Below are 21,566 nucleotides of genomic sequence, written 5' to 3'. Positions count from 1 at the left end.
ACTCCTCAATTAGCTGGTTGGGCTTCTTTCGGTTCCTTGCCAACGGAGTTGAGCAGGAACTTGCCAATCAGATCTTCCAGCACCAGGGCCGACTGGGTGTCGTGGATGGTGCTGCCATCCTTGAGCACCTGCTCTTCACCGCCCACGCTGATGCCGATGTACTTCTCGCCGAGCAACCCGGCGGTCAGGATCGAAGCAGTGGAATCGGTCGGCAGATTGTCGACCGACTTGTCCAGCTGCAAGGTGACCCGACCGGTATAGGAATCGCGATCCAGATCGATGGCCGTGACCTTGCCGATGGTCACACCGGCCATGGTCACTTTAGCTCTGACAGTCAAACCGGCGATATTGTCGAAGTACGCATAAACTTTATAGGTGTCGCTGGTCGGACTGGCCGACAGGCCGCTGACACGCAGGGCCAGCAGCAGCAGCGCCAGGATCCCGGCCAGGAGGAACAGGCCGACACCGATTTCCAGGGTGCGGTTTTGCATCAGAAATCTCCAAACATCAAGGCGGTCAGAATAAAGTCCAGACCCAGGACTGCCAACGAGGCATAGACCACGGTCCTGGTGGTGGCACGGCTGATCCCCTCTGAAGTGGGTTCGCAGTCATACCCCTGGAATACGGCGATCCAGGTGACGACGAAGGCAAACACCAGGCTTTTGATCAGCCCGTTGATCACGTCATCGCTGAAAGAAACACTGTTCTGCATGTTGGCCCAGAACGAGCCCTCATAGACCCCCAGCCAGTCCACGGCCACCCACGATCCACCCCAGATGCCGACCACGCTGAAGATCAGCGCCAGCAGCGGCAGCGAGATGAAGCCGGCCCAGAGGCGCGGGGCGACGATGTACTTGAGCGGGTCGACACCGATCATCTCCAGACTGGAGAGCTGCTCGGTGGACTTCATGTTGCCGATCTCGGCCGTCAGCGCCGAACCCGCACGCCCGGCGAACAGCAGCGCCGTGACGACCGGTCCCAGCTCGCGCAGCAGCGTCAAGGCGACCATCTGGCCGACGGCCTGCTCGGAGCCGTATTTGGTGAGGATGCTATAGCCCTGCAGGGCCAGCACCATGCCGATGAACATGCCGGATACCACGATGATCGCCAGCGACAGCACACCCACCGAATAGAGCTGCTTGGTCAACAGCTGGAAGCCGCCACCGATGCCGCCACGTCCGGCCAGGGCATGGAAGAGGAACAGGCACGAGCGCCCGAGCACGGCCAGCACGTCGATGGCGGCGCGCCCGAACAGGCGAATGCGTTCGAGTATGGATTTTCTGCGCATCAACGCGTCCCCAGCAGATCGGCGCGGTAGTCTGGCGCAGGAAAGTGGAATGGCACCGGACCGTCCGGATCGCCCTTCATGAACTGGCGGATACGCGGGTTGTCCGACCCCATCAGTTCGTCCGGCGTGCCCTGCCCCAGCACCTGGCCATCACCGACCACATAGATGTAGTCGGCAATGCTCGCGGTCTCGGCCAGGTCGTGCGAGACGACGATACTGGTGATGCCCAGGGCGTCGTTGAGCAGGCGGATCAGGCGCACCAGAACGCCCATGGCGATAGGGTCCTGGCCGACGAAAGGCTCGTCGTACATGAGAATCTGCGGATCCAGCGCAATCGCCCGGGCCAGCGCCACACGGCGCTTCATGCCGCCTGACAGCTCGTCCGGCATCAGGTCGATGGCACCGCGCAGGCCCACGGCCTGCAATTTCATCAGGACGATGTCGCGAATCATCTCTTCGGACAACTGGGTGTGCACGCGCAGCGGGAAGGCCACGTTCTCGAAGACATCCAGGTCGGTGAACAGCGCACCACTCTGAAACAGCACCCCCATCTGCTTGCGGGCATCGAAGAGGTCGCTGCGCGACAGGGCCGGCAGGTTCTGCCCGCCTACCCAGACTTCGCCACTGGAGGGGCGCAGCTGCGCGCCCATCAGGCGCAGCAGGGTTGTCTTGCCGCACCCGGAAGGCCCCATGATGCCAGTGACCTTGCCGCGGGGGATACGGATGTCGACATTGCTGAAAATGCTGCGCGAACCGCGTTTGAAGGTGACGCCCTTCAACTCGACCGCGTAGGCGCTATCCGAACTCATCTAGACTCCTTGCAATGCAGCCTCGTCTACATGGACGCCTGCCTTCATCATGAAGGCACACGCATCCCTGGCGGGCCGAATAGCGGCGAACTATAGCACCGCGCAAAGTTGTCCCCAAGGCCATTTCCCCGAGTCGTTCAGGCACCGTACAGCAATTTTGCAACTGCCTACGACAACTCGAAGGTGAGCGTTTCAAACATTGCCGCTATAATCGGCGCCTTTTCATCAGGCATTGCTTTTTCGACATGAGCCAATCCAGCGAGCTGATCCAATCCGCCCAGCGCACCCTGCGCCTGGAACTCGAGGCCGTAGAAGGCCTGCGGGCCCGTATCGACGACAATTTCGTCAAGGCCTGCGAGCTGATCCTGGCCAGCAAGGGGCGGGTTGTCGTGGTCGGCATGGGCAAGTCCGGCCATATCGGCAACAAGATCGCCGCCACCCTCGCCAGCACCGGCACCCCGTCGTTCTTCGTGCACCCGGCCGAAGCCAGCCACGGCGACATGGGCATGATCACCCGCGACGATGTCATCCTCGCCCTGTCCAACTCCGGCAGCACCGCAGAGATCGTCACGCTGCTGCCGCTGATCAAGCGCCTGGGCATCCAGATGATCAGCCTGACCGGCAAGCCCGACTCACCACTGGCACAGGCTGCAGAAGTCAACCTCGACGCCAGCGTCGCCCAGGAAGCCTGCCCGCTGAACCTGGCACCCACCTCGTCCACCACCGCCGCCCTGGTCCTGGGCGATGCCCTGGCCATCGCCCTGCTCGAGGCTCGCGGCTTCACCGCCGAGGATTTCGCGTTCTCCCATCCGGGTGGCGCCCTGGGCCGTCGCCTGCTGTTGAAAGTCGAGAACGTCATGCACGCGGGCGACGAACTGCCCCAGGTGCAGCGCGGCACACTGCTCAAGGACGCCTTGCTGGAAATGTCGCGCAAGGGCCTGGGCATGACCGTGGTCATGGAGCATGACGGCCGCCTGGCCGGCGTCTTCACCGACGGCGACCTGCGTCGTAGCCTGGATCGCAACATCGACGTGCACAAGACGCTCATCGACGAAGTCATGACCGTTCACGGCAAGACCGCCCGCGCCGAAATGCTCGCCGCCGAAGCCTTGAAGATCATGGAAGACCACAAGATCAGCGCACTGGTAGTGGTCGATCACCAGGATCGTCCGACCGGCGCCCTGAACATGCACGACCTGCTGCGCGCCGGAGTGATGTAAATGACCCAGGACCTGATGCAACGCGCCCAAGCCATCAAGCTGGCCGTCTTCGACGTGGACGGCGTGCTGACCGACGGCCGCCTGTACTTCCTCGAGGACGGCAGCGAATTCAAGACCTTCAACACCCTCGATGGCCACGGCATCAAGATGCTCATGGCCTCGGGCGTAACCACCGCGATCATCAGTGGACGCAAGACCCCCGTGGTCGAGCGCAGGGCAAAGAACCTGGGCATTCCACACCTGTTCCAGGGCCGCGAAGACAAGCTGGTGGTGCTGGACGGCCTGCTCGCCGAGCTGGGCCTGAGCTACGAGCAGGTCGCCTACCTGGGCGACGACCTTCCCGACCTCCCGGTAATCCGCCGGGTGGGCCTGGGCATGGCCGTGGCCAATGCCGCGACCTTCGTCCGCGAGCACGCCCACGGCGTCACCCAGGCACGCGGCGGCGAAGGCGCAGCCCGCGAGTTCTGTGAATTGATCATGCAGGCCCAGGGTACCCTGGACGCTGCCAACGCCCATTACCTGTAGGCCACGCCATGCTCAGCAAGAAACTTCGAAATGCCGTGCTGCTGGCAGCCATCGCTGCGCTGCTGGTGGCGGTCGGCTATTGGAACATCAGCCCCGAGAGCTTCCTCGACAAGCCCACGGCCCAGGTCGACGAAAGCGCCATCGACTACTATGCGATCAACGCCCACAGCGTACAGTACCTGCCCGACGGCAGGCTGCAATACGAAATGACCGCGGACAAGGTCGAGCACCTGAAGGCCAGCGAAGTCACCCTGGTGACCACGCCAGACATGCACATCTACCGTGGGACAGCGTTCCCATGGCATGTGCAGAGCGTGCGCGCCGAGGTCAACCCGGACGGTACCGAGGTCGAACTGATCGACAACGTGCGGATCGCCCGCACCGACGAAAAACAACGCGACACCCTGATCACCAGTAGCCGCATGACGGTGTTCCCGCAGAAGCAATATGCGCAGACCGCCCAAGCCGTTAGAATCGACGGCGCCGGTGGCACGACTACGGGTGTAGGAATGAAAGCATATTTGGAAGACGGCAGGATGGACCTGCTGTCCAACGTAAGAGGACAGTATGAGGCTCGTTAAAACCCTCCCCCTTTTGCTCAGCCTGAGCGCAGCACTGGGAAGCGCGAGCGCCTTGGCCCTGCCGAACGACCGTGACCAGCCAATCCGCATCCAGGCGGACAACGCCCATCTGGACGACAAACAGGGCGTTGCCACCTACACCGGCGATGTGATCATCACCCAGGGCTCGATGATGATCAAAGGCAACACCGTGACCATGACTCGCGCCGCCTCCGGCGACATCGACGTCGTGACCTCGGTGGGCAACCTGGCCTACTTCGAGCAGCAGCAGAGCGCTGCAAAACCCGACAAGATGAAGGGCTGGGCCGTCACCATCCAGTACCAGGCGCAGAAGGATATCGTCATCCTCACCGACCGCGCCAAGGTCGAGAACGAAGGCAACACCACCGAAGGCGAGAAGATCGTCTACAACACCAAGACCCAGGTGGCGACCGCTGGCCGTGGTGGTAACGTGACCGCACCTCGTCAGCGTATCGACATGGTGATCCAACCGAAGAAAAAGGCCGAGTAAATGGCAACCCTCAAAGCCCAGCACCTGGCCAAGAGCTACAAGGGCCGCCAGGTCGTCCGTGACGTCAGCCTGTCGATCGACAGCGGCCAGATCGTCGGCCTGCTCGGCCCCAACGGCGCCGGCAAGACCACCTGCTTCTACATGATCGTAGGGCTGGTCCAGGCCGACCAGGGCCGCGTGCTCATCGACAGCAACGATGTCAGCCACCAGCCCATGCATGGCCGGGCCCAGGCAGGCATCGGCTATCTGCCGCAGGAAGCGTCGATCTTCCGCAAGCTGTCGGTCGCCGACAACATCATGGCCATCCTCGAGACACGCAAGGACCTGGACCGCGATGGACGGCGCAAGGAGCTGGAAAGCCTGCTGCAGGAGTTTCATATCAGCCACATCCGCGACAACCTCGGCATGAGCCTGTCCGGTGGCGAACGCCGTCGCGTCGAAATTGCCCGCGCCCTGGCGACTGCGCCGAAATTCATCCTGCTGGACGAACCCTTCGCCGGCGTCGACCCGATTTCCGTGGGTGATATCAAACAGATCATCCACCATCTGAAGGCCAAGGGCATCGGCGTACTGATCACCGACCACAACGTGCGCGAAACGCTCGACATCTGCGAGACCGCCTATATCGTCAACGATGGTCAACTGATCGCCGAAGGCGACGCCGAGACCATCCTGGCCAACCAGTTGGTCAAGGAAGTCTACCTGGGCCACGAGTTCCGACTCTGACGCCCGGGAGCTGCCTGGAGCATTGGAAATGCCTGGTGAAACGGGCTTAAGTGTTACAGTGCTCTAGGCAAACGCTACAATTTCAGGCATATAACTTGCTTAAGATTTGGCGCTTCGGCGCCCTGTAGTGGATGGCGCATGCGCGCCGGCGAACAAGGTATTAAGCCCCAGCCATGAAACCATCGCTCGTCCTAAAAATGGGCCAGCAACTGACGATGACCCCGCAGTTGCAACAGGCCATCCGTCTGCTCCAGCTCTCCACCCTGGACCTCCAGCAGGAAATCCAGGAAGCGCTGGAATCCAATCCGATGCTCGAACGTCAGGAAGACGGCGACGACTTCGACAACAGCGATCCGATGGCGGAAAACGGCGAAAGCAAACCTGCCGCCGAAGCCCAGGACAACAGCTTCCAGGAAACCACCGTCAGCACGGAAAACCTCGAAGAAGGCGAGTGGAACGAGCGCATCCCCAACGAACTGCCGGTCGACACGGCCTGGGAAGACATCTACCAGACCAGCGCCAGCAGCCTGCCCAGCAACGATGACGACGAGTGGGACTTCACCACCCGCACCTCTGCCGGCGAAAGCCTGCAGAGCCACCTGCTGTGGCAGCTCAACCTGGCACCGATGTCCGACACCGACCGCCTGATCGCGGTCACCCTCATCGACAGCATCAACGACCAGGGCTACCTGGAAGACAGCCTCGAGGAAATCTGCGCCGGATTCGATCCCGAGCTGGACATCGAGCTGGATGAAGTCGAAGCGGTGCTGCACCGCATCCAGCAATTCGAGCCGGCCGGCGTCGGCGCCCGCAACCTGGGCGAATGCCTGCTGCTGCAACTGCGCCAGCTGCCGGCGAGCGTGCCGTGGATGGCCGAAGCCCAGCGCTTGGTCACCGACTACATCGACCTGCTCGGCAGCCGCGACTACAGCCAGCTGATGCGTCGCATGAAGCTCAAGGAAGACGAGCTGCGCCAGGTCATCGAGCTGGTGCAAAGCCTCAATCCGCGCCCGGGTTCGCAGATCGAATCCAGCGAGCCGGAGTACGTGATCCCGGACGTCATCGTACGCAAGGACAGCGACCGCTGGCTGGTCGAACTGAACCAGGAAGCGGTGCCTCGCCTGCGAGTCAATCCGCAGTATGCAGGCTTCGTCCGCCGCGCCGACACCAGCGCCGACAACACCTTCATGCGCAACCAGCTGCAGGAAGCGCGCTGGTTCATCAAGAGCCTGCAAAGCCGCAACGAGACGCTGATGAAAGTGGCCACGCAAATCGTCGAACATCAGCGCGGCTTCCTCGATCATGGCGACGAAGCCATGAAACCGCTGGTGCTGCACGACATCGCCGAAGCGGTAGGCATGCACGAATCGACCATTTCGCGGGTCACCACACAGAAGTACATGCACACCCCCCGTGGCATCTACGAATTGAAATACTTTTTCTCGAGCCACGTGAGCACCGCCGAAGGCGGCGAATGCTCGTCTACGGCGATCCGCGCGATCATCAAGAAACTGGTGGCCGCGGAAAATCAGAAAAAGCCATTGAGTGACAGCAAGATCGCTGGTTTACTGGAGGCACAAGGCATCCAGGTAGCCCGCCGCACCGTCGCCAAGTACCGCGAATCGCTGGGGATTGCCCCGTCGAGCGAGCGCAAGCGATTGATGTAGCGCCGGGATGTGCCACAGCGTTTCAGTGGCAGGTGCAATACCTGCCTCTTTATGCACGGGCAACAAAGGAGAAGCTGTATGCAAGTCAACATCAGTGGCCAGCATGTAGAAGTCACCCAACCACTGCGCGAATACGTGCTCGAGAAGCTCGCCCGCGTGGAAGGACATTTCGACAAGATCACCAATGCAACGGTGATCATGAAAGTCGAAAAGCTGCAGCAGAAGGTTGAAGCGACACTCCAGATTCCCGGCGGCGAAGTGGTCGCCAACGCTGAACACCAAGACATGTATGCCGCGATCGACGCACTGGCTGACAAGCTCGACCGCCAACTGAAAAAACACAAGGAAAAACAGCAAAGCCTGCTGCAAGGTGCAGCTGCCCGCTGATCCCCCTCATCCATGATCCGACTTGAAACCATCCTGACCCCCGGCCGTTCCCTCGTGAACGTGCCGGGCGGCAGCAAGAAGCGCGCCCTGGAAAAGGTCGCCAACCTGATTGCCGAGCAAGTACCTGAGCTTGCGATGCAAGACGTCTTCGAAAAGCTCATCGCTCGCGAAAAACTGGGCTCCACCGGTTTCGGTAATGGCATCGCCATTCCACACTGCCGCCTGGAAGGTTGTACTGCCCCCGTCAGCGCCCTGCTGCATCTGGACGCTCCCATCGACTACGACGCCATCGACGGCGCCCCTGTAGACCTGCTGTTCGTGCTGCTGGTCCCGGAAGCGGCCACCGATGCCCACCTCGAACTGCTGCGCCAGATCGCCAGCATGCTCGATCGCAAGGAAGTCCGTGATCGCCTGCGTGCCGCCGACAGCAGCGAAGCCCTCTACCAGGTAGTCCTGGACGCACAGAACGAGCACTGAACATGCGCCTGATCATCGTCAGCGGCCGGTCCGGCTCCGGCAAGAGCACCGCGCTCGATGTGCTGGAAGACAACGGCTACTACTGCATCGACAACCTGCCCGCCGGGTTGCTGCCGCAGTTGGCGGAAAACGCGCTGATCAATACCGAACTGATGCAACCCAAGGTCGCCGTGTCCATCGATGCGCGCAACCTGCCAAGCCATCTGTCGCGCTTCCCCGAATTGCTCGAGGACGCTCGCGCGCGTCACATCCAGTGTGACGTGCTGTACCTGGACGCCGACGAGGACACGCTGCTCAAGCGGTTCTCCGAAACCCGCCGTCGCCACCCGCTGACCAACGCGGACCGTTCGCTCGCCGAAGCGATCCGCGTCGAAAGCGAACTGCTCGGCCCCATCGCCGACCTCGCCGACCTCAAGATCGATACCACCAGCCTTAATCTTTACCAGCTGCGTGACTCGATCAAGCTGCGCCTGCTCAACCAGCCTGAACCCGGCACCGCTTTTCTCGTCGAATCCTTCGGTTTCAAACGCGGCATGCCGGTGGACGCCGATCTGGTGTTCGACGTGCGCTGCCTGCCAAACCCTTACTGGAAACCCGAGTTGCGCGAGCACTCTGGCCTTGAAGCGCCAGTGATCGAGTACCTGGCAGCACAACCGGACGTCGAGGAAATGTTCCAGGACATCTCCAGCTACCTGTTGAAGTGGCTACCGCGCTTTGCCGCCAGCAACCGCGCCTACGTCACCATCGCCATCGGCTGCACCGGCGGACACCACCGCTCTGTCTATATCACCGAGCGCCTCGGACAACTGCTGCAGCAAACCCTGAAAAACGTCCAGGTCCGTCACCGCGACCTCTAACCCACAGGATCCACCCCACGATGCCCGCCCGCGAAATCACCATCATCAACAAGCTGGGCCTGCACGCCCGGGCGGCAGCCAAGTTCGTCGGCGTGGCCGGGAAGTTCCCCTGCCAGGTTCGGGTCGGGCGAGCCCCCGACAAGCTGGTGGACGGCAAGAGCATCATGGCAGTGATGATGCTGGCCGCGGGCAAAGGCACCCAAGTGCACCTGCATACCGAAGGCGAGCAGGACAACGACGCACTGGATGCACTGGTGGCGCTGATCAACAATTATTTCGACGAAGGCGAGTAAGCTCCCGCCCCGTCCCTTGCCTGACAGCCTCAGGACATCGCAGTGTCCATCACCATCATCAGGCAGAAGCCGATGCATAACCCCAGGCTTGCCAGGCGATGATTGCCATTGCTGCGTGACTCGGGAATGATTTCCTGGGTCACCACCAGCAACATCGCTCCTGCCGCACACGCAAGCCCAAGCGGTAGCAGCAGCTCGGCAACATTCACCAGCCAGGCACAGATCACCGCCGCCACCGGCTCCACCAGCCCGGATGCAGCACCGATCAGGAAGGCCTTGAACCGCGACATCCCAGCCCCCGCCAACACCAACGCGATCACCAGCCCCTCCGGCACGTCCTGCAAGGCAATGCCCATGGCCAGGCTGTCGGCGTCTGGCATGCCGCCGCCAGCGGAAACACCAATAGCCATGCCTTCCGGGATGTTGTGCGCGATGATCGCGGCCACGAACAGCCAGATCCGCGCAGCGATCACCGGCTGATTGCCTTGCCCGACCATGGACTCCGGCGAAACCCCGGAGATTCTCAAGTCGACCAGGAACAGGCACAGCGCCCCGAACAACAACCCGGCACTGACCAGGCCACCGGCGCCCCAAGGGCTGAAGCCAATGGACTGAGCCGCATCAAGGCCCGGGATGATCAGAGAGAACGCGGTGGCTGCCAACATCACCCCAGCACCGAAGCCAAGCAAGGTGTCAGCTACCGCCACAGGCATGTTGCGGATCACCAGCACCGGTACCGCGCCCAGCGCCGTGCCCAGTGCGCACAATGCACCGCCTTCAAGCGCACGTAACATGCGCGGCTCCAGGTCCAACCAGGCGATGCCCCGCGCCACCAACAGCGCGGTTCCGACAAGCAACAGCAAAGTCCCAAGCGCCAGTCGGAACAGGCGCACACTGCTGACAGACATCACCTCGGAGCGCATGACAGATCGACTCACTTCAGGGCTTCAAGGTAGCGACGCTCAACTTCCGTCCAATCGACGACGTTGTAGAAGGCACCGATGTATTCCGGACGACGGTTCTGGTACTTCAGGTAGTAAGCGTGCTCCCACACGTCCAACCCCAGGATCGGTGTGTTGCCGTGCATCAGCGGACTGTCCTGGTTGCCGCTGCTCTCCACCACCAGCGTCTTGGCCGGGGTCACGCTGAGCCAGGCCCAACCACTGCCGAAACGGGTCAGCGCGGCCTTGGTGAACGCCTCCTTGAACGCCTCGAAGCCGCCGAGCTGCGTATCGATGGCCTGGGCGACCTGCCCCTGGGGTTGACCACCGCCCTTGGGTGACATCACGGTCCAGAACAACGCATGGTTGGCGTGGCCGCCGCCCTGATTGATCACCGCTCCTTGCAGCTTTTCGGGCAACTGCTTGACCGCGCCGACCAGCTTGTCGATCGGCCATTCGGCCCACTCGGTCCCTTCGATGGCGGCGTTGAGGTTGTTCACATAGGTCTGGTGGTGCTTGCTGTGGTGAATCTCCATGGTCTGGGTATCGATGTGCGGCTCCAGCGCATCGTAGGCGTAAGGCAGTGCAGGCAAGGTGTGGGGCATGTCAGTGAATTCCGTATGCAGGTGAACGGTGGGTGGCATCCGGCCGGGCAGCCAGTTCGCTCGCTTCAGGCACATGGCGATTGAGCAAGCGCTCGGTGCGTGGGTACTGGCCGTATTCGGCGATAAAGCTCAACAGCTCGGTGTAGGTACGCCCGCTGTGGCGCAACGCGGCATCACGCAGGACCTGGGGCAGGCGCGGCTCCTGACTGGCCTGTAGCAGCCGCTGATGGGCCGCACACAGGTAATCGGCGCTTTCGTGGGGCTGATTCAGGCGCAGGTGCAGGTCAGCCAGGTTGTGGTGGGCGATGACAAAGGCCGCCACCGCCTCGTCAACGTCATGCCAGCGCTCGAACAGCACCTGCGCCAGGGCCAGGGCTTGCAGGTAGTGCTCCCGGGCGTCTACCAGTTCGCCTTGGTCGAACAGGCGATTAGCGGTTTCCGTAGTGCGTTTCCAATGCTGCATGACGTGTCTCCTGGGCGAGGACCGTGGATCAGATACCGCCAGCGGTGAGTTTTTCCGGATCCAGCAGGGCCTCGAGCTGATCACGCGACAAGTCGGTATGCTCCAGCGCCACCTCCACGATCGGGCGACCTTGCTTGTAGGCGGTCTTGGCAATCTCGGCGGCCTTGAGGTAGCCGATGATCGGGTTCAGTGCCGTGACCAGGATCGGATTGCGCGACAGCGCCTCCTTGAGCTTCGGCTCATTGACCTTGAAGCTGGCGATCGCCTTATCTGCCAGCAGGCGACTGGCATTGGCCATCAGCTCGATGCTCTCCAGCAAGTTGCGGGCGATCACCGGCAGCATGACATTGAGTTCGAAATTACCCGACTGGCCGGCGACGGCGATGGTCGCGTCGTTGCCGATAACCTGCGCGGCAACCATCGCAGTGGCCTCGGGAATCACCGGGTTGACCTTGCCCGGCATGATCGAAGAGCCCGGTTGCAGCCCCTCGAGCTCGATTTCGCCAAGCCCGGCCAGGGGGCCTGAGTTCATCCAGCGCAGGTCGTTGGCGATCTTCATCAGCGCGACAGCGGTGGTCTTGAGCTGGCCGGACAACGCCACGGCCGTGTCCTGGGAGCCGATCAGGGCGAACAGGTTTTCCCCAGGGGTGAACGGGATACGGGTCAGGTCGCTCAGTTCACGGGCAAAGCCCACGGCGAATTGCGGGTGGGCATTGATCCCGGTGCCGACCGCTGTGCCGCCCTGGGCCAGCGCCTGCAGGGCGGGCAAGGTGGCTTCCAGATGCGCTTGGGCACCCTTGATCTGTGCCGCCCAGCCCCCCAGGACCTGACTCATGCGGACCGGCATGGCATCCATCAGGTGGGTGCGGCCGGTCTTGACGTAACGGTGAACCTCGACAGCCTTGGCCTCGATCACCTGAACCAGATGCCCCAGCGCCGGCAGCAGTTGCTCGTGCAGGGCCAGCGCCGCGCTGACATGAATGGTGGTCGGAATGATGTCGTTGCTGCTCTGACCGCAATTGACATGGTCGTTGGCGTTGATCTCGTCACCCAGCACACGACTGGCCAGGGTTGCGATGACCTCGTTGGCGTTCATGTTGGAGCTGGTGCCGGAGCCGGTCTGGAACACGTCCACCGGGAAATGCTGGATGAAGTCCTCGGCCAGCAGTTGCTCGACCGCCTTGACGATGGCACCGCCCTGCTCCGCGCTCAGTTGCTCCAGCGCGATGTTGGCCTTGGCTGCTGCGGCCTTGGCCAACAGCAGTGCCCGAATGAACTGCAGCGGCATGCGCTGGCCGCTGACCGGGAAGTTGTCGACCGCGCGCTGGGTCTGGGCACCATATAGCGCCTGGGCAGGCACCTGCAGTTCGCCCATGCTGTCACGCTCGATACGGGTATTACTCATCATCGGATCCTTGCATCAGTTCATCGAGGGAAATCGAAGGCAGCAACACGCAACTGGCCAGTTGCATCGCATAGGGCTGCCAGCGCTCGTTCTGCTCGCAACGGTCGAGGTTGCGCAGGTCAAGCAGCGGGCGCCAGGCCTGATCAAGGCACTGGCAGCGCCAATGCCAGGGCAACATGCGGTCGCAGGCGGTATCCAGCAGCAGACGGAAGGAGGTCAACGCCACGGTCCAGGGCGAGGTCTCGGTGCAACAGACCAGATAGCGCCCCTCGGCCAGATAGTGTTCGATCAGCCGCGGTTCGTCCGGCTCGAGGGCACAGCGGATGCGCCGACTCAACCAGCGCCAGTTTTCCAGGTAGGGCAATTCGTGGAGGACGGTTTTCATGAACATCATCGCCGGGGTTGCTGGATAATGATATTCATTATTAATTGATAATTAGAATCACTTCAAGGGCGGAGCCACAAACAAAAAACCCGGCGCGATGGCCGGGTTTGTCGTCAAGCGTGGGTCAGCGGTGCGCCGTCAGCTACCGGCGACGGTCATTCGTTCGATCAGCACTGAACCGCTGTGAATATTGCTGCGCGTTTCAATATCGCTGCCAATCGCCACAATCTGCTGGAACATGTCTTTCATATTGCCGGCGATGGTCACTTCCTGGACCGGGAACTGGATTTCACCGTTCTCCACCCAGAAACCCGCAGCGCCACGGGAGTAGTCGCCAGTTACCATGTTCAGGCCATGCCCCATCAGTTCGGTCACCAGCAAGCCGCGCCCCATGCGACGGATCAGTGCAGCCTGGTCTTCGACGCCATGGGTGACGAACAGGTTATGCACCCCGCCTGCGTTGGCGGTGCTGGGCAGTTTGAGCTTGCGACCGGCATAGGTACCCAGGATGTAGGACACCAGTTCGCCCTTGTCGATGAACGGTTTGGCATAAGTGGCCAGGCCATCGCCGTCGAACGCGGCACTGCCCAGCGCACGTGGAATGTGCGGACGCTCGTCGATGGTCAGCCAGGTCGGGAACAGACGCTGGCCCAGGGTGCCTTCAAGGAACGACGACTTGCGGTAAAGGTTGCCACCAGAGATCGCCGACAGGAAGCTGCCGAACAACCCGCCAGCCAGTTCCGCAGCGAACAGCACCGGCACCTCGCAGGTCGGCACTGGACGTGCGCCCAGACGGCTGGCGGCACGCTGGGCAGCGCGCTGGCCAATACTGCGCGGGTCGGCCAGCAATTGGCCTTGGCGATTGACGTCATACCAGTAGTCGCGCTGCATCTGCCCTTCGCCTTCGGCGATCATCACACAGCTCAGGCTGTGGCGCGTCGAGGCGTAGCCACCGATGAAGCCGTGACTGTTGCCATACACCCGCACGCCCTGGTGCGTGTTGAGGGTGGTGCCGTCGGCATTGAGAATACGCTTGTCGGCATCGAAGGCGGCCGCCTCGCACTCCAGGGCCATCTCGATGGCACGCTCGGGCTCGATGTCCCAATCGTGGTAGAGGTCGAGGTCGGGCATTTCACGCGCCATCAGTGCCGCGTCGGCCAAGCCCGAGCACTCATCCTCGGAGGTGTGCTTGGCAATGGCCAATGCAGCAGCCACTGTTTCGCGAATGGCCTCCGGACCGCTCGCCGAAGTACTGGCCGAGCCCTTGCGCTGGCCCACGTAGAGGGTGATGCCAAAGCCCTGGTCGCGGTTGAACTCGACTGTTTCGACCTCGCGCTGGCGCACGCTGGTGGACAGGCCCTGCTCCAGCGAAACCGCCACCTCGCAGGCGCTGGCGCCCTGGCGGCGCGCTTCGGCAACGATCGCCTCGACCTGCTCCTGCAACGCTGGCAGGTCCTTAGGACCTACGCTCTGGACTGCACTCATGGTTTTCTCCACTCAAATTCTGCGTTCGGCGAGGGCCATTCTTCGACCGGGCCGGACAAAGCGGCCCCCGACTGGTTATCATGGCGGCGATTTCCTGCGGACTGCCACCATGGTTGATTCATACGACGACGCCTTCGACGGCGAAAAAAGCAAGACCCAGATCAAGCGCGAGCTGCATGCGCTGGTCGAACTCGGCGAGCGCCTCACCACGCTCAAGCCCGATATCCTCGCGCGCCTGCCACTCACCGACGAGTTGCGCAAAGCACTGGAGGAAGCGTCCAAACACACCGCCCACGGTGCCCGCAAACGCCACATGTCGTTCGTCGGCAAGCTGATGCGCGTACAGGACCTGGAGGCCATCCATGCGCTGCTCGAGCAGATAGACAGCTCCACGCGCCAGTACAACGAACGTTTCCACGGCCTCGAGCGCTGGCGCGACCGGTTGATCGACGGCAACGACGAAGACCTCGAGCGCTTCGTCCAGGAGTTCCCCGATACCGATCGCCAGCAACTGCGCTCGCTGATCCGCCATGCCCAGCACGAAAAGGCGCGGAACAAGCCGCCTGCCGCTGCGCGCAAGGTGTTCAAGTACATTCGTGACCTCGACGAGCTGCAACGCGGCCTGCGCTGAGCACCGCCACCGACCGCTTGTAGGCGCGGTATCGCGTCGCGAAAGGGCTGCACGGCAGCCCCGTCTGTGTCGCCGAGATCTCGAGGCCGCCTGGCGGCCTTTGCGCGACACAAGGCCACTCCTGCAGGCAGGGCTTGTCATCAAGCCCCGGTACCGCCCACGGTGATAGCGTCCAGCTTCAGGGTCGGCTGGCCAACACCAACCGGCACCGACTGCCCATCCTTGCCACAGGTACCGACTCCGCTGTCCAGGGCCAGGTCGTTACCGACCATCGACACCCGGCTCATCGCCTCCGGCCCATTGCCGATCAGGGTCGCACCCTTGACCGGCGCGGTGATCTTGCCGTCTTCGATCAGGTACGCCTCGCTGGTGGAGAACACGAACTTGCCACTGGTAATGTCCACCTGGCCGCCGCCGAGATTGGCACAGTAGATGCCCTTCTTCACCGAGGCGATGATCTCCTGCGGGTCACTCTCGCCGGCACGCATGTAGGTGTTGGTCATGCGCGGCATCGGCAGGTGCGCATAGGATTCGCGTCGACCATTGCCGGTCACCGCCATACCCATCAGGCGGGCATTGAGCTTGTCCTGCATGTAGCCCTTGAGGATGCCGTTCTCGATCAGCGTGGTGCATTCGGTCGGCGTGCCTTCGTCATCGACGCTCAGCGAACCGCGACGGCCTTCCAGCGTGCCGTCATCGACGATGGTGCACAGCTTCGACGCCACCGCCTCACCGATCCGCCCGCTGTAGGCCGAGCTGCCTTTGCGGTTGAAGTCACCTTCCAGACCGTGGCCGACTGCTTCATGCAGCAGTACGCCCGACCAACCGGGACCGAGCACCACCGGCAGCGTGCCGGCCGGTGCAGGTTGCGCCTCGAGGTTGACCAGCGCTTGGCGCAGCGCCTCGCGGGCATAGCCCATCACCCGCTCTTCGGTGAAGTAGCGGTAGTCGGTACGCCCGCCCCCGCCCTGGCCGCCCCGCTCGCGGCGACCGTTGTGTTCGACGATGACGCTGACGTTGAAACGCACCAGCGGCCGCACATCCGCGGCCAGGCTGCCATCGGCCGCCGCCACCAGGATCCGCTCCCACACGCCCGCCATGCTCACGCTGACCTGCTGGATACGCGGGTCGAGGGCACGGGTGGCAGCATCGACGCGCTTGAGCAGTTCGACTTTCTCGGCGCGGCTCAGGACATCGAGCGGGTTGCCCGGTGCGTACAGGGCGGTCACGTCCTGGCTGCGGAAGGCCTGCACCTTGCCGTTCTGGCCGGCGCGGGAGATCGAGCGGGCGGCGCGCGCCGCTGACGTCAGGGCTTCAAGGTTGATTGCGTTGCTGTAGGCGAAGCCGGTCTTCTCGCCAGACAATGCACGCACGCCGACACCCTGGTCGAGGTTGAAGCTGCCTTCCTTGACGATACCGTCTTCCAGTGCCCAGGTTTCCGAGATCTGCCCCTGGAAATACAGGTCGGCAGCGTCGATGCCGGGCCCTGCCAACTCACCCAGCACAGCCTGCAGGCTGTCCAGGGTCAGTCCGCCCGGGGCCAGGAGCTGCTCGCTGACGGTGGATAACATCTGGCTCATAGTCACTCCGAGGTGTGCGCAGGCCGCAAGGCGTCCTGCGAGAAAAAGCGCCGGTGCGAAACGACCGGCATGCGCGCCCGTATGGACGCTTGTTCTTCAGCGTCGCGCTCGGCGAGCAATATCGCTTCGCCATGCGCATGTTCGGCGACGATCCGCCCCCAAGGGTCGACGATCGCCGCATGGCCATGGGTTTCCCGCGGGCCTGGATGGATACCGCCCTGCGCGGCGGCCAGCATGTAGCACTGGGTTTCGATGGCGCGGGCACGGATCAACACTTCCCAATGTGCCGCGCCGGTCACCGCAGTGAACGCCGACGGCGCGCTGATCAGCTCGGCCCCGGCAGCGCGCAGGGCGCTGTAGAGCTCGGGAAAGCGCAAGTCGTAGCACACCGACAAGCCCAGGCGTCCAACCGGCGTATCGGCCACCACCACCTGCGCGCCATGGGCGTAATCGTCCGATTCACGGTAGCGCCCGCGGTTGTCGGCCACGTCCACATCGAACAGGTGCAGCTTGTCGTAACGCGCGGCGATCTCGCCGTCCTCATCGACCAGCAGCGAGCAGGCATGGGCCTTGGCCTCGGGTTCATCGACCGGCGGCAACGGCAAGGTGCCGGCAACAATCCATAACCTGAGGTCGCGTGCGGCACGTTTCAACCATGGCAGGATCGGGCCTTCGCCAAGCGCCTCGGCGCGACCGATCGCCGCCGCATCGCGCCGCCCCATGGCCGCGAAATTCTCCGGCAGCACCGCCAGCCGTGCACCGCTGTCAGCGGCCTGCTCCAGCAGCACGTGAGCGCGCTGCAGGTTGGCCAGTACGCCGTCCTGGCTGACCATCTGGATCACTGCTGACTTCATGACCACTCCTAGCGCGATTTATCGAAAGGTTTCACAAAGGTGATTTTAGGCTCTTTGACCGGACCTTCGACCCGATAGTGCACGCTGGCGAAGCGCGCGACCCGATCGCCGATCAGCCGATCGACAAGGAACAACGCGCCGCCGACCGCAGGTGCCCCGACGATCAGCGCCGCCAACGGCAGGTTGTTGGTGACCGGCAGGGTCACCTGCAGGTTGGCATCGATACGGTCGCGCACAAAGTCGAGGGTGCCATCGAGCTCGAAATTGCTGGAGGGGCCGGTGACAGCGATCGGTTCACGGGTGACATAAACGCCCTCGCTGGCCACCAGCAGGCCCTTGACCCGATCATAGGCCAGCCCCTCGCCGAACAGGTCGGAGAAGTCCAGGCGCAGACGACGACCAATGGAGTTGAAGTTGAGCAGGCCGAACACCCGCAACGCCTGGGCGCTCCCCTCGACCTCGACGAACTGGCCGGTGCGCAGCGAGGCATCGAGGCTGCCGGAGAATCGCTTGAGGTTGACCCAGGCCGGCGAACCCGGCCAACGACCATCGACATCCATGCGGAAATCGCGGCTGGTGACCGTGGGCGCGAAGCCCCAGGCCTTGAGCACGTCACCCAGGTCCTTGCCGTCCAGGCGCCCCTTGTACCAACTGTTGGTGCTGCCGGGAACACCTTCCCAGCCGCCGCTGCCGTCGATGTGCAGGCCCTTGAGATTGAGGTCGATGTCGTCCAGCGACACACCACGGGCATTCGGCCGCAGCTTGACCGAGGCGCTGCCGAACAGGTCGTCACCGCGATACAACTTGTCGATGCTCAGGTCCAGGACCGGCGCCTTGCGCGGGTCGAAGGCGGCCAGCGGATCAGGCGAATCTTCGGCCTGGGCTTCCTGCGGATCGGCCGGCGGCAGGCGCAAGGTCTGCAGTTTCACCACCATGGGCGCGGCCTTGGCATCCGGGATCCGCGCATTGCCGATCACTTCCTTGCTGTCCAGGCGCAGGTCCCAGGCGCTGGCAACACGAGCCAGACGCACCACTGCCTGGTTGAGGTCGGTGCCGAATGCCTTCAACTGGCCAATGCTCACATCCACGCTCTGCAGGCCCTGTCGTGCACTGCCACCTGGGTCTTGACCTGCATATTTGTCCAACTGCTGCTGCCAGGGCTCGAGGTCCAGCGATTCGAGGCGCCCACGCACCCGCAGGCCCTGGCCGCCCGGCACGCTCGCATCGCCACCGCCGAGCACCAACTCGCCGCGTCCCTGGGCCAGCTTGTCGAGCGAAGCTGCGTAGGCCAACCGCGCCACATCGGCGTAGCTTGCGTCAAAGCGCCGCTCGGCACCTTGCAGGTTCATGCTGAAGCTACTGTCGCGTGACTCGCCCGCCGTCTTGCCGAAGGGCGCTGGCAGGTCGATGGTCAGCCCCTTGAGCGACGAGTTGACGCTCAGGCGATTGTCGCGGCTCCCCAGGCTGACCTGAAGTTGGTAGGGGATATCGCCCGAGGCCGGGAGTGCCTGCTTGAACTGCAGCCAGTCGGTCAACGACTTTAGCGGCACCTGGCCGGTGGCGTTGATCCGGGTCTGAATCTGGCCACCCTGCCCTTCGGCGAGAATCTGCGCAGTCACCGGCCTGTCGAAGGCCTGGAGGCTGATGCCCTTGCCGCTCAAGCCCTTGTCGAGGTCGAAGGTGAAGTCACCCTTCAAGCGGCTCAGATCGAGTGCCGGGGGCTCCACCTTGAGGCGGGCATCCGAAGTCGAGAAATCCACCAGCACCTTGGGACGCAGACCGTGCTCCAGCGGGATGTCCAACTTGACCTTGCCCTGCAGCGGGCCCTCGCCTTCCCAGCCGGCGAAGATCTCGCCAGTGCCGATCGGTGCCTCTTTCAGAATCTTCAGGCCGTCGCCCAGGCTGCCGTCGAACTCGCCGTCCAGGTACAGGCGGCTATGCTGGTCGCCCTCGACATGGGGGATGTTGACGCTGACATCACTGACCCGGGTGTCGAGCAGCAGACCCTTGCTGGCCTGGATGCGCACACCGGTATCCTCGATGTACACATTGCCGTCCACCTGCTGCACCTGCGGCCAGCCCGGCTGGAAATCGAGCGCTGCGTCATGCACCTTGAAGAACAGGCTGATACTGCGCGAATGCGCCGGGGCGTTGTGGTTCAGCGATCCCTGGTACTGGAAATAGCCCTCGTCGACCGCACCCTTGACGATGGCACTGCGAAGCCACTCATCCAGCGCCGGGCTGAGCACTTCCGGCAGGTACTTGGCCGTGTAGCGGCCATCGCCCTCTGTGAGGCCGACACGCAGGTCCATATAATCGGCCTGCTCTTCGTGGAACCTGAAACGAATGAGAAAATCGGCGGCGATCTTGCCCTCATCGCCCAGCACCTTGATGTAGGGCGCGATGAGGGTGAAGCCGTCCTTGTCGAGCGCCCAGGTCAGGCGGGCATTGGCTTTCTGGTAGTGCCAGGGTTTGCCGAAGATGGGGTACAGATGCAGCATGAAGGCATCGGTATCCAGGCGTAGTTCGCCGTGCCCGAGATCGCCGCTGATGCTGCCGCTGACATTGCCCGCTGCGGGCGCTCCGTGATACGCATCGAAGCCGATCTTGTCGAGATTGGCGGCGAACTGCAGGCGCTGGTCACCTTCGGCATGGGGACGGATGTCGAGCTGGACGTTACGCAGCGTGCCGGTCACGTTCAGGGCATCGACCACAGTCATCAGGTTGTCCGGCAGCGGTGCCAGGCCATCGATCAGCGGGGTCAGCGGCGTCAGGTCGAGACGATCGGCCTGGACATGCCACACATCCTCAGCAGCCTCCTGCCCAGGACGCTGGCGCGCTTGCAAATGTGTCTCCCAGCGGGTTTCACCGATACTCGCAGCCAACGAATCGACCACGACCTCGTAGCCTTCCTTGCCCCGGCGCACCCAACTGGAGAGCGCCAGGTTGTCGAGAGTCACGGTCTTGCGCCCGGCATAGGCGCCGCGCAGCTGCGGCGCGTTCAGGCGGGCGACGGCGCGCTGCAAATGGCCTTTGTTCCAGTCGATCCAGAATTCGCCCCCCGCACGCAGGGTCTTGGCTCGCCACTGCCCGAGCAGGCTTGGCGGTACCCAGCGCGCCCAATCGCTCTGCGGCAGGCTGACATAGGCCTCCAGGCGTCCATCGCGCCAGGCGTCGGGGGTGGCGCGGCTGCGCAGGTTCAACGCCAGGGGCTGACCGTCGGGCAGGGTCGCGCGCATCTCCAGGCGCTGGCGCGACGGACCGGCTTGCAGACCAAGGCTGACATAGGTGAGCGTGACCGAATCACGGCGCCACGGCTGGAAAGTAACCTGGCTGTCGAACACATCGACCCTGCCCAGTTGCTGGAGGCGTTGCAGCAATTGGGCAGGGTCGAGGGGCGCATCGTCTTTCTTCGGCAGGCCTTCAAGGGTCCAGGCACCTTGCTGGTCTTCATGCAGGATCAGTTGCAGGCCGCCGAGCTGGACATGCGCCAGCCGTACTTCGCGAGCCTTCAAGCTGGCCCACAGGTCGGGCACCAGCTTGACGTCATCCAGGCGCAAGGCTGCAGAGCCTTCGCCCAATTGCAGGTCGCGCAGCCTGAGCACCGGGGCCAGGCCACTCCATCGCCCTTCGAGCGCCCCCACATGCACAGGCAAGCCCAAGGCTTGCTGGGCCTTGTCTTCGAGGTCGGCCCGGTATTCGGCCACCAACGGCACCAGTTGCCGACCGAGGCTGACATACAGTGCCACCAGCACCGCGAGCAAGGCGCACAGCCCCAGCCCCCAACGGGTCAACGCGCCTAGAACGCGGGTCAGACGTTCCATGGCCATTGCCCTCCGAGTCGTCCATTAACTATGGCCGCAAGCGGTGTTTTCG

The 21,566-nt window shown here is 63.1% G+C and carries 23 protein-coding genes; 11 read left to right on the top strand and 12 right to left on the bottom strand.

The genetic code is table 11. The annotated features are described in order from the left end of the window. Positions 1–5: 5 nt before the first annotated feature. Genes mlaD through AB688_RS07480 form a run of 3 tightly spaced genes read right to left on the bottom strand, consistent with a single transcriptional unit; the run spans position 6 to position 2,097 of the window. Positions 6–491, bottom strand: coding sequence for an outer membrane lipid asymmetry maintenance protein MlaD (mlaD, locus tag AB688_RS07490; protein WP_054894373.1), 486 nt, complete (start codon positions 489–491; stop codon positions 6–8). Next, entirely contained in the window at positions 491–1,288 is a 798-nt protein-coding gene (mlaE, locus tag AB688_RS07485; protein WP_063543173.1) for a lipid asymmetry maintenance ABC transporter permease subunit MlaE, read from the bottom strand. The genes mlaD and mlaE overlap by 1 nt, the downstream gene beginning before the upstream one ends. Next, positions 1,288–2,097 (bottom strand): ATP-binding cassette domain-containing protein, encoded by an 810-nt coding sequence (locus tag AB688_RS07480; RefSeq protein ID WP_063543171.1) that lies wholly within the window; start codon positions 2,095–2,097, stop codon positions 1,288–1,290. The genes mlaE and AB688_RS07480 overlap by 1 nt, the downstream gene beginning before the upstream one ends. A gap of 245 nt (positions 2,098–2,342) precedes the next feature. Here AB688_RS07480 and AB688_RS07475 point away from each other — a divergent pair, with 245 nt between their 5' ends. From AB688_RS07475 to AB688_RS07430, 10 genes are all read left to right on the top strand, one after another. Continuing rightward, entirely contained in the window at positions 2,343–3,317 is a 975-nt protein-coding gene (locus tag AB688_RS07475) for a KpsF/GutQ family sugar-phosphate isomerase (protein WP_054894376.1), read from the top strand. Continuing rightward, entirely contained in the window at positions 3,318–3,842 is a 525-nt protein-coding gene (locus tag AB688_RS07470; protein WP_054894377.1) for a KdsC family phosphatase, read from the top strand. It begins immediately after the preceding gene. Between the two features lie 8 nt (positions 3,843–3,850). After that, positions 3,851–4,423 (top strand): LPS export ABC transporter periplasmic protein LptC, encoded by a 573-nt coding sequence (lptC, locus tag AB688_RS07465; protein ID WP_054894378.1) that lies wholly within the window; start codon positions 3,851–3,853, stop codon positions 4,421–4,423. Further along, a complete protein-coding gene (lptA, locus tag AB688_RS07460; RefSeq protein WP_054894379.1) occupies positions 4,410–4,934 on the top strand; it encodes a lipopolysaccharide transport periplasmic protein LptA in 525 nt (174 codons plus the stop codon). Before lptC ends, lptA begins: the two co-directional genes overlap by 14 nt. Further along, positions 4,935–5,660, top strand: coding sequence for an LPS export ABC transporter ATP-binding protein (lptB, locus tag AB688_RS07455; protein WP_054894380.1), 726 nt, complete (start codon positions 4,935–4,937; stop codon positions 5,658–5,660). It begins immediately after the preceding gene. Between the two features lie 173 nt (positions 5,661–5,833). After that, a complete protein-coding gene (locus AB688_RS07450) occupies positions 5,834–7,327 on the top strand; it encodes an RNA polymerase factor sigma-54 (protein ID WP_063543169.1) in 1,494 nt (497 codons plus the stop codon). A 78-nt stretch (positions 7,328–7,405) separates the two neighbouring features. Next, positions 7,406–7,714: a ribosome hibernation-promoting factor, HPF/YfiA family gene (hpf, locus tag AB688_RS07445; protein WP_054894382.1), complete on the top strand. Its 309-nt coding sequence runs from the start codon at positions 7,406–7,408 to the stop codon at positions 7,712–7,714. A 12-nt stretch (positions 7,715–7,726) separates the two neighbouring features. Then, entirely contained in the window at positions 7,727–8,191 is a 465-nt protein-coding gene (gene ptsN, locus AB688_RS07440) for a PTS IIA-like nitrogen regulatory protein PtsN (RefSeq protein ID WP_054894383.1), read from the top strand. Between the two features lie 2 nt (positions 8,192–8,193). Continuing rightward, entirely contained in the window at positions 8,194–9,048 is an 855-nt protein-coding gene (gene rapZ / locus AB688_RS07435; protein ID WP_063543167.1) for an RNase adapter RapZ, read from the top strand. A 20-nt stretch (positions 9,049–9,068) separates the two neighbouring features. Continuing rightward, positions 9,069–9,341: an HPr family phosphocarrier protein gene (locus AB688_RS07430; RefSeq protein ID WP_054894385.1), complete on the top strand. Its 273-nt coding sequence runs from the start codon at positions 9,069–9,071 to the stop codon at positions 9,339–9,341. A 29-nt stretch (positions 9,342–9,370) separates the two neighbouring features. Here AB688_RS07430 and AB688_RS07425 read toward each other — a convergent pair whose 3' ends face one another. The 6 genes from AB688_RS07425 to pmbA all read right to left on the bottom strand — a co-directional run bounded on the left by AB688_RS07425 (position 9,371) and on the right by pmbA (position 14,625). Further along, complete coding sequence (locus AB688_RS07425) at positions 9,371–10,264, bottom strand: ZIP family metal transporter (RefSeq protein WP_063543165.1); 894 nt, start codon at positions 10,262–10,264, stop codon at positions 9,371–9,373. A gap of 11 nt (positions 10,265–10,275) precedes the next feature. Further along, positions 10,276–10,887, bottom strand: coding sequence for a superoxide dismutase (locus AB688_RS07420; RefSeq protein ID WP_063543163.1), 612 nt, complete (start codon positions 10,885–10,887; stop codon positions 10,276–10,278). 1 nt (position 10,888) lies between these two features. Further along, positions 10,889–11,350, bottom strand: coding sequence for a hypothetical protein (locus AB688_RS07415; RefSeq protein WP_063543161.1), 462 nt, complete (start codon positions 11,348–11,350; stop codon positions 10,889–10,891). A 28-nt stretch (positions 11,351–11,378) separates the two neighbouring features. Next, positions 11,379–12,755 (bottom strand): class II fumarate hydratase, encoded by a 1,377-nt coding sequence (locus AB688_RS07410; protein ID WP_063543159.1) that lies wholly within the window; start codon positions 12,753–12,755, stop codon positions 11,379–11,381. Further along, on the bottom strand, positions 12,748–13,149 hold the full coding sequence (locus AB688_RS07405; RefSeq protein WP_081255207.1) for a FagA protein: 402 nt from the start codon (positions 13,147–13,149) through the stop codon (positions 12,748–12,750). The genes AB688_RS07410 and AB688_RS07405 overlap by 8 nt, the downstream gene beginning before the upstream one ends. Positions 13,150–13,278: 129 nt before the next feature. Beyond that, positions 13,279–14,625 (bottom strand): metalloprotease PmbA, encoded by a 1,347-nt coding sequence (gene pmbA / locus AB688_RS07400; protein WP_063543156.1) that lies wholly within the window; start codon positions 14,623–14,625, stop codon positions 13,279–13,281. Between the two features lie 109 nt (positions 14,626–14,734). Here pmbA and yjgA point away from each other — a divergent pair, with 109 nt between their 5' ends. Beyond that, positions 14,735–15,256, top strand: coding sequence for a ribosome biogenesis factor YjgA (gene yjgA, locus AB688_RS07395; RefSeq protein ID WP_063543154.1), 522 nt, complete (start codon positions 14,735–14,737; stop codon positions 15,254–15,256). Positions 15,257–15,396: 140 nt separating this feature from the next. Here the strand turns inward: yjgA and tldD are convergent, their stop codons facing one another. Genes tldD through AB688_RS07380 form a run of 3 tightly spaced genes read right to left on the bottom strand, consistent with a single transcriptional unit; the run spans position 15,397 to position 21,520 of the window. Further along, entirely contained in the window at positions 15,397–16,836 is a 1,440-nt protein-coding gene (gene tldD / locus AB688_RS07390; RefSeq protein ID WP_054894392.1) for a metalloprotease TldD, read from the bottom strand. Between the two features lie 2 nt (positions 16,837–16,838). Further along, positions 16,839–17,690: a carbon-nitrogen hydrolase family protein gene (locus AB688_RS07385; protein WP_063543152.1), complete on the bottom strand. Its 852-nt coding sequence runs from the start codon at positions 17,688–17,690 to the stop codon at positions 16,839–16,841. Between the two features lie 8 nt (positions 17,691–17,698). Then, positions 17,699–21,520, bottom strand: coding sequence for a YhdP family protein (locus tag AB688_RS07380; RefSeq protein WP_063543150.1), 3,822 nt, complete (start codon positions 21,518–21,520; stop codon positions 17,699–17,701). Positions 21,521–21,566: the final 46 nt, after the last annotated feature.

Origin of the sequence: Pseudomonas putida, from assembly GCF_001636055.1 — a bacterium.
In the GTDB taxonomy this organism is placed as follows: domain Bacteria; phylum Pseudomonadota; class Gammaproteobacteria; order Pseudomonadales; family Pseudomonadaceae; genus Aquipseudomonas; species Aquipseudomonas machongensis.
This window is presented reverse-complemented; position numbering and strand designations above follow the sequence as displayed.